This window comes from Haloimpatiens massiliensis (assembly GCF_900184255.1).
Lineage (GTDB): Bacteria > Bacillota > Clostridia > Clostridiales > Clostridiaceae > Haloimpatiens > Haloimpatiens massiliensis.
In genome coordinates this window covers 306,013-321,679 of record NZ_LT854639.1, presented here as the reverse complement: position 1 = coordinate 321,679, position 15,667 = coordinate 306,013, and the positions used below count along the sequence as shown (strand labels likewise).

The 15,667-nt window shown below is 28.5% G+C and carries 10 protein-coding genes and 3 pseudogenes; 12 read left to right on the top strand and 1 reads right to left on the bottom strand.

The features are described from left to right. Positions 1 to 333 precede the first annotated feature (333 nt). The 4 genes and pseudogenes from C1715_RS06835 to C1715_RS20015 all read left to right on the top strand — a co-directional run bounded on the left by C1715_RS06835 (position 334) and on the right by C1715_RS20015 (position 3,816). The gene (locus C1715_RS06835) at positions 334 to 900 is read left to right on the top strand and encodes a transposase (RefSeq protein WP_035291718.1); all 567 of its coding nucleotides are present in this window, start codon (positions 334 to 336) and stop codon (positions 898 to 900) included. A gap of 41 nt (positions 901 to 941) precedes the next feature. Then, positions 942 to 2,495: pseudogene (locus tag C1715_RS06830) on the top strand (YifB family Mg chelatase-like AAA ATPase); the annotation flags it as partial. Positions 2,496 to 2,535: 40 nt separating this feature from the next. After that, positions 2,536 to 3,603, top strand: a complete 1,068-nt coding sequence (gene dprA / locus C1715_RS06825) for a DNA-processing protein DprA (RefSeq protein WP_242971910.1) — start codon at positions 2,536 to 2,538, stop codon at positions 3,601 to 3,603. Positions 3,604 to 3,681: 78 nt separating this feature from the next. Then, positions 3,682 to 3,816: a hypothetical protein gene (locus tag C1715_RS20015; RefSeq protein WP_278320095.1), complete on the top strand. Its 135-nt coding sequence runs from the start codon at positions 3,682 to 3,684 to the stop codon at positions 3,814 to 3,816. Positions 3,817 to 3,868: 52 nt separating this feature from the next. Here C1715_RS20015 and C1715_RS06820 read toward each other — a convergent pair whose 3' ends face one another. Beyond that, on the bottom strand, positions 3,869 to 4,465 hold the full coding sequence (locus C1715_RS06820) for a helix-turn-helix domain-containing protein (RefSeq protein WP_051931682.1): 597 nt from the start codon (positions 4,463 to 4,465) through the stop codon (positions 3,869 to 3,871). Between the two features lie 640 nt (positions 4,466 to 5,105). On the opposite strand from C1715_RS06820, the gene C1715_RS06815 reads away from it, so the two are divergent. The 8 genes and pseudogenes from C1715_RS06815 to C1715_RS06780 all read left to right on the top strand — a co-directional run bounded on the left by C1715_RS06815 (position 5,106) and on the right by C1715_RS06780 (position 15,606). Next, on the top strand, positions 5,106 to 6,395 hold the full coding sequence (locus tag C1715_RS06815; protein WP_180964020.1) for a chitobiase/beta-hexosaminidase C-terminal domain-containing protein: 1,290 nt from the start codon (positions 5,106 to 5,108) through the stop codon (positions 6,393 to 6,395). Between the two features lie 306 nt (positions 6,396 to 6,701). Further along, positions 6,702 to 8,396, top strand: coding sequence for an ATP-binding protein (locus C1715_RS06810; RefSeq protein WP_102399815.1), 1,695 nt, complete (start codon positions 6,702 to 6,704; stop codon positions 8,394 to 8,396). Positions 8,397 to 8,846: 450 nt separating this feature from the next. Further along, a complete protein-coding gene (locus C1715_RS06805) occupies positions 8,847 to 9,395 on the top strand; it encodes a CD3072 family TudS-related putative desulfidase (protein WP_035291708.1) in 549 nt (182 codons plus the stop codon). A gap of 53 nt (positions 9,396 to 9,448) precedes the next feature. Continuing rightward, positions 9,449 to 9,862, top strand: a pseudogene (locus C1715_RS06800) (carbohydrate ABC transporter permease); the annotation flags it as partial. 39 nt (positions 9,863 to 9,901) lie between these two features. After that, a pseudogene (locus C1715_RS06795) lies at positions 9,902 to 10,725 on the top strand (carbohydrate ABC transporter permease). Positions 10,726 to 11,000: 275 nt separating this feature from the next. Beyond that, complete coding sequence (locus C1715_RS06790; protein ID WP_102399814.1) at positions 11,001 to 12,362, top strand: ABC transporter substrate-binding protein; 1,362 nt, start codon at positions 11,001 to 11,003, stop codon at positions 12,360 to 12,362. Positions 12,363 to 13,025: 663 nt separating this feature from the next. Then, entirely contained in the window at positions 13,026 to 14,735 is a 1,710-nt protein-coding gene (locus tag C1715_RS06785) for an ATP-binding protein (RefSeq protein WP_102400005.1), read from the top strand. Between the two features lie 463 nt (positions 14,736 to 15,198). After that, entirely contained in the window at positions 15,199 to 15,606 is a 408-nt protein-coding gene (locus C1715_RS06780; protein WP_102399813.1) for a zinc ribbon domain-containing protein, read from the top strand. The last annotated feature ends 61 nt before the right edge of the window (positions 15,607 to 15,667 follow it).

Sequence of the window (15,667 nt, the reverse complement as noted above, 5' to 3'; positions counted from 1 at the left end):
CCTTTTTTATTATTATATCATGTATATATTATTATTATTGAACAATTTCAAATTTAAATGTTTATTAATTTTTAATTAAAATATGAAAAAAGTTTTAAAGTCTTCCGCTCCGCTACATCCTTTTTTTGTCAGCACCCCTGGGGTATAAATTTTACCAATAATTCAATAAAAAACAAAACACATAGATAAAGTAAACTAAACTTTAATCTATGTGTTTTTTTATGCTAATTTCCCTTTATTCAAGTTTTTATAAATAAAATAAAGCAAATTAATGTGTAAAATTTATAGAAATGGTCATAATCAAGAATAGTGATGAAAAAGGAGGGTGCTGTTTTGCCTACACCAAAAGTACCTTGGTTTCCCGGAAGCAGCTGCCATATAACTGCAAGAGGCAACCATAGAAATGATATATTTAGAGATGGAGAAGATTTTCAATACTATTTAATATTGATAGAAGAGGCACTAGACCACTTTAAATATGATGGATATAAGATAATTTGCTATTGTTTGATGGATAACCATGTACACATATTAATAGAAACAAAGGATAAACCACCAGGTAAATTTATAGGGAGGGTAAATGCCATGTATGCAAAATATTTTAATAAAAAATATAATTACATAGGCCACTTATTTCAAGACAGGTATCATCCACAGTTTATAGAAACAGATGTCCAAATGCTTGAGGCTAGCAGATATATTCATTTAAACCCATTGAAAGCTAATATGGTTCAAAAGCCAGAGGAGTATCAGTGGAGTAGCTACAGCATGTATATAGGTGAAAAAAAAGAAAAAATTATATGTTCTGACAAAATTCTTTGTTATTACAAGGAAGCAGATAAAAGAGAGTTATATAAGAACTTTGTGGAAAGTGGTATAAAAGTTAAAATTGATGCATGATGGATGCATTATGAAATTGATCATAGTTTAATTTTAAGGAAAAGGAGATGAAATCTTTGGCTTCAGTTGTAAATAGTTTTGCCATAAGTGGAATAGATGCATATACAGTTAAAATAGAAACGGACACTATTTACGGTAAACCAGCTGTTTCTATTGTAGGCTTAGGTGACACTGCCATAAAGGAAGCGAGGGAAAGATTAGAAGCAGCTGTTGTTCATTCGAAATATGAATTCCCTAAAATGAAAATAGTAGTGAATCTTTCGCCCTGTGACGTGAAAAAAAGCGGTTCGCACTTTGATTTAGGTATGGCTATAGGTCTTCTTATACAATCTAAACAGTTGTGCACAGGGGATTTGTCCATCTTTGGATTTATAGGAGAATTATCATTGAATGCAGACTTAAGACCATGCAGTGGTGTACTGCCTATGGTTATTGAGGCAAAGAAAAGAGGAATCACTAATCTAATAGTTCCAAAGCGAAATCTAAAGGAGGCTTCACTTGTAAATGGTATAAATATATTTGGATTTGAAAATTTGAAGGAAGTAGTAGAATTTATTGAGGGAACTAATACTTATGAAAATGTAGAAAATTTTAAAGATGATCATGTGGTCAGAAGAAAATATTTTATTGATTTTGAGGATGTTCAAGGGCAGGATGAAGCCATAGAATTTATAACAGTAGCTGCAGCAGGAGGGCACAATATACTGCTTTCTGGTTCACCAGGATGTGGTAAATCTATGATTGCAAAGCGAATTCCAACTATATTGCCGGCTATGACAGAAGAAGAGGCTTTAGAAGTAACTAAAATTTATAGTGTAGCGGGGCTTTTAAAAAACAGAGGCAGACTTATAACAGAAAGACCTTTTAGAGCGCCACATCATAATGCTTCAACTAATTCTCTTATAGGGGGAGGCAATAATGCCATGCCCGGTGAAATATCTCTTGCTCACAATGGAGTGCTTTTTTTAGATGAAATAGCAGAGTTCAATAAAGGCACTTTAGATGCTTTAAGACAGCCATTGGAGGATAATAAGGTTACTATTTCTAGGGTTAGGTTTACAAATACTTATCCAGCAAATTTTATGTTGGTTTCGGCAATGAACCCATGTCCCTGTGGTTACTATGGGGAAGATAGGTGTCATTGTACTGATTATGAGGTGTTAAAGTATAGGCAAAAGCTTTCAGGGCCCATATTAGATAGAATAGATATACAGAAAAATGTTCAACCAGTAGAGTTTATGAAGCTTTCTAAGTATGAAAAAGGTATATCCTCTCAGAAAATCAGAGAAATAGTTGAGAGAACTAGGAAAATGCAAATGGTTAGATTTAAAAATTTAGAAGGAGTAAATTGTAATGCTCAAATGACACCTTCTATGATTAAGGAATTTTGTGTATTAAACAATGAGTGTATTAATTTGCTTCAAATGGCTTATGACAGATTCAAATATAGCGCAAGAACTTTTCATAAGTTTTTAAAAGTAGCAAGAACTTTTGCAGATATGGATGGAACAGAAAATATTTTAAAGAAGCATGTGGCAAAAGCGCTTATTTGTAGAGAATTTGATAAGGAGCAAGCCAATATGATGGTGGTGTAAAGGAGAGTCTTAAATAGAAATGAATGTATATTGGATATGGTTGAGTGAAATAAAGGGTATAGGTCCAGTTATGGGTAAGAAACTTTTAGAAAAGTTTAACGTACCAGAAAATATATTTAAAGCTTCCTATCATGAGCTAATTAGCGTAGGGGGAGTAGGTGACAAAATTGCTAAAACTATAGTAGAGTCTAAAGATGAAACTATGAGTAGAGCAGATTTTATAATAAAAAAATGTATTATTAATGGTATAAAGATACTTAATATAAATGATGAGTTATATCCAATAGAAGTTAAGAAACTTAAAGATTCCCCCAATCTTTTATACTATTTGGGCAATATTAGAAAAAATCCTTTAGGTGTAGGTATAGTTGGCTCTAGAAGATGTACTGATTATGGGAAAAGAATAGCTAAAGAAGCAGCTGAATTTTTATGTGCGAATAACATAACTGTTATAAGTGGTATGGCAAAAGGAATAGATGGCTATTCTCATACAGCTTGTATAAATTTAGGGGGATATACTATGGCATTTTTAGGATGCGGTGTTGATGTAGTTTACCCTAAAGAGCATAAAAAACTTATGGAGAAGATTATAGAAATAGGAGCAGTGGTGTCCGAGTATCCTCCAGGTACCGAGCCAGATGCTAAAAATTTTCCAAAAAGAAATAGACTAATTAGTGCCTTTAGCAAGAAACTTCTAGTAATAGAAGCTAGCCGTAGCAGTGGGTCTCTTATAACAGCAGAATTTGCTAAAAAATATGGTAGACAAGTATTTGCTGCACCTGATAATATTTTTTCAAAAGAAAGTATAGGAAGCAATGAATTAATATTAAATGGCTCAAAAATATATATTTCCCCAAGGCAATTGCTGGATAAGTCTATTAAAAAAATTGAAAACTATGAACAAAATAATCAAGTACAAGCTACTAATAGTTTTAAAATAGATTCTATAGAAAAATTAATATTAAATTCCATACATAAAGAACCTAAAACCATAGATGAACTAAAAACTATTATAAATAATACCAGAGTAGACATTCTAGAAAAATTATCATTGATGGAATTGCAGGGAAAAATAAAAATTTTTCGAGGAAAAGTCCAAACACTCTAGAACAGGTAGCTAGCAAACAAAAAAAGTCTTCTCCTCCGCTCTATTCTTTTTTTGTCAGCACCCCTAGGGTATAATTTTATGTATATAGGAAAAGTAAAAGAGAAAATTATTGAGAGTGAAAAAATAGATGAAGCCATCGCAGGAGATGTGTATTACCTTGGGAGCTTTTTATTTTGCAGGACTGATGGCAACCCCAAAAAGTCTTTTGTTTAGCCCCAATCTTTTTCTGGTAGCGCCCCTGGGATGTAAATTTTAATAATTCAATCTACTCCAAAACCTCCTCATACTCAAAACTAGCATTACCCAGTAGTGCCTTTTCTAGCTTACTAAAATCATATTTTCTTTGAGTATAATCGTTGAAGGTATTGGTTTTATAGCTTTTTTTGTGATTTTTGAAGGTATTGCTATGGCCGTTATTACGGATATTACTGTAGTTACTATAAGAGTTATTACTGCAACTATTGGTATTATTACTAATATTATAATCAGTGTTGTGAATATTCATAGATGATTTATTAGCATTACTTTTTCTAGTTTTTAATGCAGCCCTAAAATCGCTGCATTTTTTTTGTATTTTTTGAGCAGTTTCCTGTACTTTTTTATTAAGTTTCTTTGGCAATATGTACAGATTGCTGGTAGAGCCACGTCTTTTTATTATAACAAGGCCTAGATTTTTTAGAGTTTTTAGGTATCTCTGTATTGTTCTTATGCTTTTATTCATTCTAGTAGCTAGAGTATTTTGAGATGGAAAACAATCTTTTTTATCTCCGTAGCAGTAGCTTTCTAATAGGCAGTATAGTTTTAAAGCTTGTCCATCTATATTAGTATTTAAAATCTCAGAATCAATTGATATAAAGCTCATATTCAGTACCTCCAGTTATTTTATTAAAGTCTAAGGCTTAAAGCTTAGAGTTTGTCCTTCTAATAACTAGATATGTATTTTTGAATATAATTCCACTTCAATTTTTAAGTTTTTTTATTATTTTAGAGAAATTAGTTTATATTATGTAATAGAAAGTTATATTAAAAATTCGCATTTAAAATGTGTATCAAAAAAGTTATATCTTAAAAACTAATTGATTAAGAATTACTATAAATATACTTAGTTTTTATTTATTCCCTTGTATTTATTATGGTGAACGCAGATGTCGTATTGCAGAAGACCGGGCATGTCGTATTAGATGTGACAAAGACTGACTACCACCCCAGGAGTTCATTTTTTAAATTGAATACATAAGTTTTCTTGTAAATAAAAGTGCGTTAATGTATAATTAAGGTATGATATGTATAATATAGATAAAATGTAATATTACTAGAAAGTTTGGGAATTAGGCCTCAGATAAAAATATTAAACCAAGACATTGAGTTTTTCTTAGGAGACTCAATGTTTTTATTGTATTTTAAATTATGTAAATTAATATAAAGAATAATTATTATATGCAAATGTAATAATTTGATATAATGATTTTATGCATAAATACTAATGTAAAGGAAGAATGTATATGAATAAAAAGATTATTGGAGTTTTAGTTTTTATAATAAGTCTGATTGCTATTTTAATTTTATTATTTAGTGGTAGCAATAAAAGAAGTTTGAGCAAGGCTAATGAATATTTGAATAATGGACAAACTTCTAAAGCAATTGATATATTTAAGAAATTGGAGAATGATAGTAAACTAGGCATAGAAGCTAAGTTTGGCTTAGCTAAATCTTATATTAAAATGAATAATTATAATGAGGCTGAAAAAGAACTTGTTAGTGTAATAAATAATAAGCCGGATTACTATGAAGCTAATATTGAACTTTATAATTTATATAAGAGAGGTAATAGAATAGAAGATGCCTATACAACAGTAAAAAAATACTATAATTTAACTAAGGATAAAAGGGTTGAAAGACTTATAGATGAATCAGAAAAAGAAATTAGAAAAACGTTAGTAATAAATGTTAACCCTAAGGGCGGAGAAATGCACTTTGGTGATTATATAACAATAAATGCACCTGAGAATTGTAGTATATATTATACAATGGATGGCACGAATCCAAATAAAAATTCGCAAAAATATAATGAAAAGATTAAATTAAGTAAAAATGGTAGCATAACTTTAAGAGTTATGGTTATTAACAACAAAAATAATATAAGTAATGAAATAACCTATAAGTATAATGTAAAAAACAAGGAGATAATTCTTAATCAAGAATTGCAAAGAAAGTTTAATATTTTTATGAGTAATTTTGCGGAGATTCCATATGATATGAAATTTGCGGAAGGTAAGATATCTAATGAACAACTAATACTATTTGGTTTTTGGCATAATTATAGAAACCATTACAGAGGAATCTTTTCAAAAGGAGCTAATTATTTTGAATTTGAGAATCTTCACGATAAACTTAAAAAGGACTATATTGAATATGCAGTGAAAAAATATTTTAATATAAATAGTATTAAACATCAATCAATACAAAAGGCTTATAATGATATATATGAATATAAAAATGGATATTATTACAAAATGCACGGCGATGGCGAGTGTCCGATAGATTACTCTGTTGTTTACAAAATGGAGGATATAGGAAATAACCAATATTATATATATGCTAAAAATTATCATACTAATGAATATAATCAAAAAATTGATTTGGATTACGATTATTATTCATTAAATTTTGATAATGCAGAAAAAATCTACAAAGATAAGTTTGACGGAGATAAAATAGAAATGGTTAGAGCAAAGGTTAAAAAGATAAATGAAAATGGTAGCGAGCGATATATTTTGTTAGAGTATAAATAAAAATGTTTTGGAAAAAATTCAATAAAAAACAAAGCCAATAATGCGTAGAATTTACATAACCGGTAATAATTCAAAAATATTATATATTCAAAGAGTAAGTATATTGTTTATTTAAGTTGTCAATATGGTAAAATATAAATAAGGAGAAATAAGGTTTAGTGTCAAAAATGGATGTATCAATGAAAAGACTTATGCAAAGTAGATTAAAACATTGGGTGAAGCATAATATAAAAATAATACAAAAATAGTGAAAATATAAAAAATAATTTAAATAAACACAACAAAGTTAGGAGTGTGAGTAGAATTATGAAAAGAATACCTTATGGTATTTCTAATTTTCAGGTTTTAAGAGAAAAAAACTATCTATATGTAGATAAAACTTCATATATAGAAATTTTAGATAGATATGCTCCTTATCAGTTTTTTATAAGGCCAAGAAGGTTTGGAAAGAGTTTATTTATATCTATGTTAGAAAATTATTATGATATAAATAAAAAAGATAAATTTCAGGAATTATTTGGGGATTTATATATAGGAAAAAATCCTACAGAAGAGAAAAATAAGTTCCTTATTTGGAAAATTAGTTTTGCTGGAATAGATGCAGGTCATGGTGAAGAAGAGTTAAGAAATAGTTTTAATTCAAAAGTTATTGTTTCTGCAACGAAATTTGTAAACCAGTATTCAGATTTATTAGGAGATAGTATTATTCCAAAAAAGGTAAACAGTGCTGAAGTAATAGTTCAATATATATCCCTGTTAGCTAGTAAAATAAAGATGCCCGTATTTGTTTTAATAGACGAATATGATAATTTTGCCAATGAACTAATCACAGGAGGAAAACAAAGTACTTATGAAAGTATTCTTCATGGTGAAGGATTTGTTAAGGTGTTCTATAAGGCTTTAAAGGATGCAACCATGGATAATTTTAACAGGATATTTATGACAGGTGTAAGTCCTATAATGCTGGATGATTTAACTAGTGGATTTAATATAACTAGAAATTATACATTAGATGAAAATCTTAATGCCATGATGGGATTTACAAGGGAAGAATTATCATGGATTATGGACGAAGTAAATATAAAGGATACAGAGCTTAGAGAAAAAATATGTACTGATATGACTACTTATTATGATGGATATAAATTTAATGAAAATAGTAAATCAGTTTTTAATCCAGATATGTCCATGTATTTTTTAGATAATTATTTGATGTATAATCGTTATCCAAAAGAGATGATAGACAATAATGTAAAAACGGATTATGGAAGAGTTAATCAGCTGGCTTATAATTTTAATGATAGGGGAGCTTTAGAGGAAATAATGAATAAAGGAGAAACCTCTACTATGCTAGTGGATAGATTTAATATTCATACTATGTATAGTGTAAGTGAAAATTTCAAATCCCTATTGTTTTATTTAGGTATGCTTACAATAAAGGGTCAAGGACTTAGTGGTACTATACTTAAAGTACCTAATTACGTGATAAAAACAATTTATTGGGAACAGTATTTCCAAAGGATGAACTTAGAATATAATATACAAATAAAAGATGTTAGAGATGCAATAACTGAAATGAGAGCTTATGGAAACATAGAACCTTTGGTGGAAATTATAAGTAAAATACTAGAGGATTTATCCAATAGAGATTTAATGCAAATGGATGAAAAGCACATTAAAATGATGTTTTTAACCCTTTTAGGCATAGATGGCACTTATTTCATACAAAGTGAAGCGGAAAACAACAAAGGCTATGTAGATATAATGCTTAAGAGAAAAATTCAATTTAAAGATATAACAAAATTTCAGTGGATTATAGAATTAAAATATATAAAGGAAAGTGAAAGAAACACCCTAGAGAAAGTAAAAGAAGAGGGATTAAACCAGCTTAAGGGTTATGCAGAAAGCAAAATGGTTAAAGAACAACTTGGAGAAGATGGCTTAAAGACAGCTCTTATTATTGTGGTAGGTAAAAAAGATATTTATACTGTAGAAGTATAGCCTTTTTTGGTAGCACTCCTATAGGTTGATTTTCACCAATAATACAACAAACAAAAACACAAGACTACATAGATGAAGTAAACTATATTTTAATCTATGCGGTCTTTTTTTGTGGCTTTTTTTATGCCAGTTAAATAATTCCTTATTCTAAAATCTTCCCATACTCGTAACTAGTATTACACAGTAGTGCCTTTTCTAGCTTAGTAAAAGCATATTTCCTTTGAGTATAGTCGTTGAAGGTATTGATTTTATAGCTTTTTAGGGGGTGTAATTTTTATTAACCATATTATACCTTTGATATATTTAAAATTCCAATATATGAATATTAATGTATTTAATATATGTATTAGAAATTTGTTTTTTTATATTATAAAATGTAATTTACTACGGATTATAAAATCTTATGAATAAATATGAATTTAAAAGCAAATGACATGGAAGGGGAAAGTAATGAAAGAAAAGGTAGTATTGTTAGCACATTGTATATTAAATAAAAGTTCTAAGGTGAAATATCATGGAGAAAAAAATAATTTAGAAAGAGATGAAAAAAAGAAACAGTTGTTAAAAATGCTTGTTGATAACAACATTTCTATTGTACAGCTTCCTTGTCCAGAAGTAACTTGTTATGGAGTTAATAGATGGGGACATGTTAAGAATCAGTTTGATACACCACATTTTAGAAATCACTGTAAGAAATTGTTCTCTATATATTTAGAACAAATAGAGGAATATAAAAATAATGGTTATGAAATATTGGGTATTATAGGAATAGATGGGAGTCCATCTTGTGGTGTAAATAGAACCTGTGTTGGTAAGTGGGGTGGAGAGCTTTCTTCTAATGAAGAACTTCAAAGTGTTATTGATAGCATAAGTATGTCAAATGAAGAAGGAATATTTATTGAAGAAATCAAAAAAATGTTAGAAAAAAAACATTTAAATATAAATATTATGGGTCTAGATGAAAATAATATAGAGGATATATACAAGGCTTTGCTTTAGGATGGTGATAAAGTGAATTTAAAAATAGATAATTTAACTATAAAATTTAAACTAGTTTAATTATATTAAGTGTATGGAAAAGTCTTGGATATAATATAGTTATATTTTTAGCAGGTCTTCAAAATATAGATGAACAATATAATTTTGCTGCTAAGATAGATGGAGCTGGTAAGTGGCAAAGAATCAAAAATATAACTATACCACTTTTATCGCCAACTATATTTTTTGTGTGTATCATGACATTGATAAGTTCGTTTAAGGTATTTGGTGAGGTGTTTGCATTGTTTGACAAGCAGCCAGGACCTTTAAATAGTTGTCTTACAATGGTTTATTACATATACAACAAATTTTATAACCAATATCAATATGGTATTGCGTCTGCAGCGGTATTTATTTTATTTATAATAATAAGTTTATTTAATTTAGTTCAATTTTATATAGGTAAGAAAAAAGTAGAATATCATTAATTTATAAATTTGAACCGTATTTTATAGGGAGATTGTATTATGATAAAAAATATTTTAAAGAAATCTTTCATTTATATGGTATTAATACTAGGGTGCATTATCACTGTAATACCTTTTATTTGGATGATAAGTACATCATTAAAGCCTTTTAATGAAGTATTTTTGATGCCACCTAAATGGATACCATCTAAAATTATGGGGAAAATTATGTAGAAGTTCAAAATAAAATACCTTTATTAAGATATTTTTTAAACAGTGTACTTATAACTTTAGGAATAACCTTAGGCACTGTTGTCACTACTGTTTTGGCAGCCTTTGCTTTTTCTAGGGTTAAGTTTTGGGGAAGAGATATAATATTCTCCATATTTATTGGAACCATGATGATACCGGGAGAGGTTATATTAATACCTAATTATATAACTATATCTAAAATAGGATGGATGAATACCTATAAAGGGCTTATTGTACCATGGACTGTAAGTGTATTTTCTATATTTTTACTTAGACAATTTTTCTTAGGTATACCAGAGATACTCTATAGTGCAGCTAAATTAGATGGATGCAGTGACTTTAAGTTTTTGTGGAGGATAATGGTTCCAATAGCCAAACCGGCCTTGATAACTATAGCCTTATTAAGGATTATAAATAGCTGGAATGAATTTTTGTGGCCACTTATTGTGACAAATGTGCCAAATATGCGAACACTTCCAGTTGGACTTATGACATTTACCTCAGAAGCAGGGGCTGATTATCATTTATTAATGGCAGCAGTTACCATGATAATAATTCCAATAATTATAGTGTATTTTGTATTGCAGAAATACATTATATCAGGTATGACTAAATCTGGAATAAAAGGTTAAAATCAAAATTTTAAGGGAAGAATAAAGTTCTTTTAGAAACTAACTATAATTGAAATTTCCAGGTAAGTAATAGGTAATATTCATAAAATAAGTAATAGGTAAGAGTTGAGAAGTAAGAGTTAAGGATAAAACTCAAAGAGTTTTTTAAATTAAAGACCCTTATTAATCTAATGGAGAGTTTAAACTTTATGTGTGAGAGTTCAGTGATTAATTTATTATGTATATCAATAAAATTTATATAAAAAAATATATACAACTAAATAGGAGGTAGCAAAATGAAGTTTAAAAAATTGACAGCTATTATCGCAGCTTGTACTCTAACCTTGGGATTAGCAGCTTGTGGTAATAAGCAAGAGGATGCAGCAAAAAATAAAGAAGAGAAAGTATCAATAGCAACAGAAATAAAAGATCCTGTTACTATCGAATTTTGGCATGCAATGAACGGTGACAATGAAGCGGCACTTAAGGAAATAACAGAGGATTTTAACAAGAAAAATGAAGGGAAAATAACAGTAAATTTGGTGTATCAAGGACATTATAAAGAATTATTCTCAAAATTAGATGGTGCTGCAAAATCTAAAAAATTACCAGCATTGACTATGATATATCCAAATAGATTAACAGCTTATGTTATGAATGATTTAGTGGAAAACCTAAATCCATATATAGAAAATGAAAAAGTAGGATTTGATAAAGAAGTATGGAATGATATACCACAGTTTATAAGAGATAACGGAATGTGGAATGGAAAACATTATTCACTTCCATTTAATAAAGGTACATATCTTCTTTTCTATAACGAAGATTTATTAAAAAAACATAATGTAGAAGTTCCAACTAATTGGGATGAATTAAAAGAAGCATCTAAAAAATTAACTTTAGATACTAATGGAGATGGAAAAAATGACATATACGGATTTGGATTAAACAAATCTGTAGGTATAGATTCAAGCTTTTGGGTGGAACAAGCTGGTGGACATTTAATAAATGAAGAAAAAGACCAACTTCTTTTTAATTCAGAAGAAGGTGTAGCAGCTTTTGATTTCTTATCAGGATTAATTAAAGACGGTTATGCAAAAGTAGATAATGAAGAAAAATACATGACAGGTGCTTTTAGTAGAGGAGAAGCAGCAATGGGTATCTCTTCTATATCCGCACTACCAGATATAATAAAGGCTTGTAAAGGAAATAACGTAAACTTTAAAACAGCGGTATTACCAGAAGGAAAGAAAAAAGCAGCATTATTTTCAGGTACAGATGTGGCGATATTTAATACTCCTTCATCAGAAGAAAAACTAGCAGCTTTTGAATATTTAAAATTCTTTATGGAAAAAGAATCACAGTTAAAATGGGCTACGAAGTCAGGATATTTACCACTTAGAAATTCAGTTATAAATTCACAAGAATTTAAGGCTTATGTAGAAAAAGAAAATCCAGCCAAAGGGGAAGCATCTAAGGAATTTGAATATGGTTACTGTGATCCTAAAGTATTAAATGGATATGCTATACACGATAATATGGCTAAGGCATTAAATGAAATAATATCAGGAAATAAAGATACAAAAAAAGCATTAAGTGACGCAGAAAAAAAAGCTAGAGAAGAATTAGATGAAGCAAAAAAAGCATTCGGTAAATAAGAAGTACCCCGTTCGTTCAATTTTTATTAATAATATAATAAAAATACAAGACCACATAGATGAAGTAGCCTATAGGAGACTTTAATCTATGTGGTCTTTTTACCTTCATTTCTATTTGTATAAAGAAAATAAAACAAATTATGTGTGTAAAATTTGTAGAAGTGGCAATAATGAAAAATATTATATATGCAAAGAGAAAGTATATGGTTTATTTAAGGTGCCAATATGGTAAAATATAAATAATGAAGAAGTGAAGTTTTAGTGGCAAAAATAGATGTACCAATGAAAATACTTATGAAAAGTAGATTAGAAGATTGGGTGGAGTATATATAAGAAAGATGCTAGTAAAAGACCATTAGTAATACCAATAAGAAAAGATAGAATAATGCAAGTGCCTACAAAGATAGTCATGGAATCAATATTTAAAACATCATATAAAAATAATACAGAAATATAGAAATAATATAAAAATAATAAAAATATAGTGAAAACATAAAAGGTGATTTAAGNGGATTTACAAGGGAAGAATTATCATGGATTATGGACGAAGTAAATATAAAGGATACAGAGCTTAGAGAAAAAATATGTACTGATATGACTACTTATTATGATGGATATAAATTTAATGAAAATAGTAAATCAGTTTTTAATCCAGATATGTCCATGTATTTTTTAGATAATTATTTAANACCTTATGGTATTTCTAATTTTCAGGTTTTAAGAGAAAAAAACTATCTATATGTAGATAAAACTTCATATATAGAAATTTTAGATAGATATGCTCCTTATCAGTTTTTTATAAGGCCAAGAAGGTTTGGAAAGAGTTTATTTATATCTATGTTAGAAAATTATTATGATATAAATAAAAAAGATAAATTTCAGGAGTTATTTGGGGATTTATATATAGGAAAAAATCCTACAGAAGAGAAAAATAAGTTTCTTATTTGGAAAATTAGTTTTGCTGGTATTGATGCAGGTCATGGGGAAGAAGAGTTAAGAAATAGTTTTAATAAAATTGTTAATTTATCAGTACAAGAATTTATAGATAATTATTCATACCTATTTGAGGATAAAAATATTTCAAAGGAAATGAAAAGTGCAGAAGTAGCAGTTAAATATATATCAATTTTAGCTAATAAAATAAAAATGCCCGTATTTGTTTTAATAGATGAATATGATAATTTTGCCAATGAACTAATCACAGGAGGAAAACAAAACACCTATGAAAGTATTCTCCATGGTGAAGGTTTTGTTAAAGTGTTTTATAAAGCTTTGAAAGATGCAACTATGAATAATTTTAATAGAATATTTATGACTGGTGTAAGTCCTATAATGCTGGATGATTTAACTAGTGGATTTAATATAACTAGAAATTATACATTAGATGAAAATCTTAATGCCATGATGGGATTTACAAGGGAAGAATTATCATGGATTATGGACGAAGTAAATATAAAGGATACAGAGCTTAGAGAAAAAATATGTACTGATATGACTACTTATTATGATGGATATAAATTTAATGAAAATAGTAAATCAGTTTTTAATCCAGATATGTCCATGTATTTTTTAGATAATTATTTGATGTATAATCGTTATCCAAAAGAGATGATAGACAATAATGTAAAAACGGATTATGGAAGAGTTAATCAGCTGGCTTATAATTTTAATGATAGGGGAGCTTTAGAGGAAATAATGAATAAAGGAGAAACCTCTACTATGCTAGTGGATAGATTTAATATTCATACTATGTATAGTGTAAGTGAAAATTTCAAATCCCTATTGTTTTATTTAGGTATGCTTACAATAAAGGGTCAAGGACTTAGTGGTACTATACTTAAAGTACCTAATTACGTGATAAAAACAATTTATTGGGAACAGTATTTCCAAAGGATGAACTTAGAATATAATATACAAATAAAAGATGTTAGAGATGCAATAACTGAAATGAGAGCTTATGGAAACATAGAACCTTTGGTGGAAATTATAAGTAAAATACTAGAGGATTTATCCAATAGAGATTTAATGCAAATGGATGAAAAGCACATTAAAATGATGTTTTTAACCCTTTTAGGCATAGATGGCACTTATTTCATACAAAGTGAAGCGGAAAACAACAAAGGCTATGTAGATATAATGCTTAAGAGAAAAATTCAATTTAAAGATATAACAAAATTTCAGTGGATTATAGAATTAAAATATATAAAGGAAAGTGAGAGAAACACCCTAGAAAAAGTAAAAGAAGAGGGATTAAATCAACTTAAGGGTTATGCAGAAAGCAAAATGGTTAAAGAACAACTTGGAGAAGATGGCTTAAAGACAGCTCTTGTTATTGTGATAGGCAAAAAAGATATTTGTACTGCAGAAGTATAGCTTTTTTTTGGCAGTACCCCATGTGAGTAAGTTTTACCAACAATGCAATAAGAAACAAGATCATATAGATAAAGTAAACTATATTTTAATCTATGTGGTCTTTTTTTATGTACATTTAGGTTTATTTAGATTTTCATAAAGAAAATAAAGCAAATCATATGTGTAAAATTCATACAATTGGTAATAATTAAGAATAACTGTTCTCACTATATTAAGAAGTATTATATTTTGTGTTCTTGATTACAGGGGAATGTAAAAAATGGTCAAATTGAAAACTAAGGTAAAAAAATATAGAGAGAATGCAGAACTGAATGAATGTGAAGCCTATTTAAAATCTGACTACTAAAAACAGTTTGTAAATTAGAAAAAAGGGAATTGTTAATTTTTTCATAAAATATGCATAATATTAATTGGTTAAAATATACATAAAGGGTCAGAACAGTATAAGATAAAAGGGAGTGGTATGAAGGTGTTTTGTCCTAGATGTGGGAGTGAAAATGAAAATGAATGCAAATTTTGTGAAAAGTGTGGGCAGAGTTTGAGTGAGATACGTAATATACTAATGGAGAATAACAAAGATGATTTTATAAGAAAATCAGAGAATGTAACTCAGGTAGAGGATATAACGCATGTAAAAGTGCCGCAAGCTAATGTTACTTCAAATGAAAGAGATGACTATCAAGAGGAAAAAAAGGTTATACCTTCAGATAAAAATGATGATGATTTTGAGGAAGAAAATACTAGATCTGGGGAGAGAAAAAAGAATGTTATAATAATATTTTTAATAATTATAGCTTGTATAGCTGTTTTTAGTGGAGCATACTTATATTTTTATAACAAATATTCTACAACTTCTGAAAGCATGATTTAAAATAAAGATAAGTCTAATAATCAATATGAAAGTAGAACATACTTCAATTCATGTGGCCTTT

Bases quoted from the DNA above. Each gene is read 5' to 3' on its own strand.
- C1715_RS20015 (WP_278320095.1), top strand. From the start codon at position 3,682: ATGTATATAGGAAAAGTAAAAGAGAAAATTATTGAGAGTGAAAAAATA.
- C1715_RS06820 (WP_051931682.1), bottom strand. From the start codon at position 4,465: ATGAGCTTTATATCAATTGATTCTGAGATTTTAAATACTAATATAGAT.
- C1715_RS06815 (WP_180964020.1), top strand. From the start codon at position 5,106: ATGAATAAAAAGATTATTGGAGTTTTAGTTTTTATAATAAGTCTGATT.
- C1715_RS06810 (WP_102399815.1), top strand. From the start codon at position 6,702: ATGAAAAGAATACCTTATGGTATTTCTAATTTTCAGGTTTTAAGAGAA.
- C1715_RS06805 (WP_035291708.1), top strand. From the start codon at position 8,847: ATGAAAGAAAAGGTAGTATTGTTAGCACATTGTATATTAAATAAAAGT.
- C1715_RS06790 (WP_102399814.1), top strand. From the start codon at position 11,001: ATGAAGTTTAAAAAATTGACAGCTATTATCGCAGCTTGTACTCTAACC.
- C1715_RS06780 (WP_102399813.1), top strand. From the start codon at position 15,199: ATGAAGGTGTTTTGTCCTAGATGTGGGAGTGAAAATGAAAATGAATGC.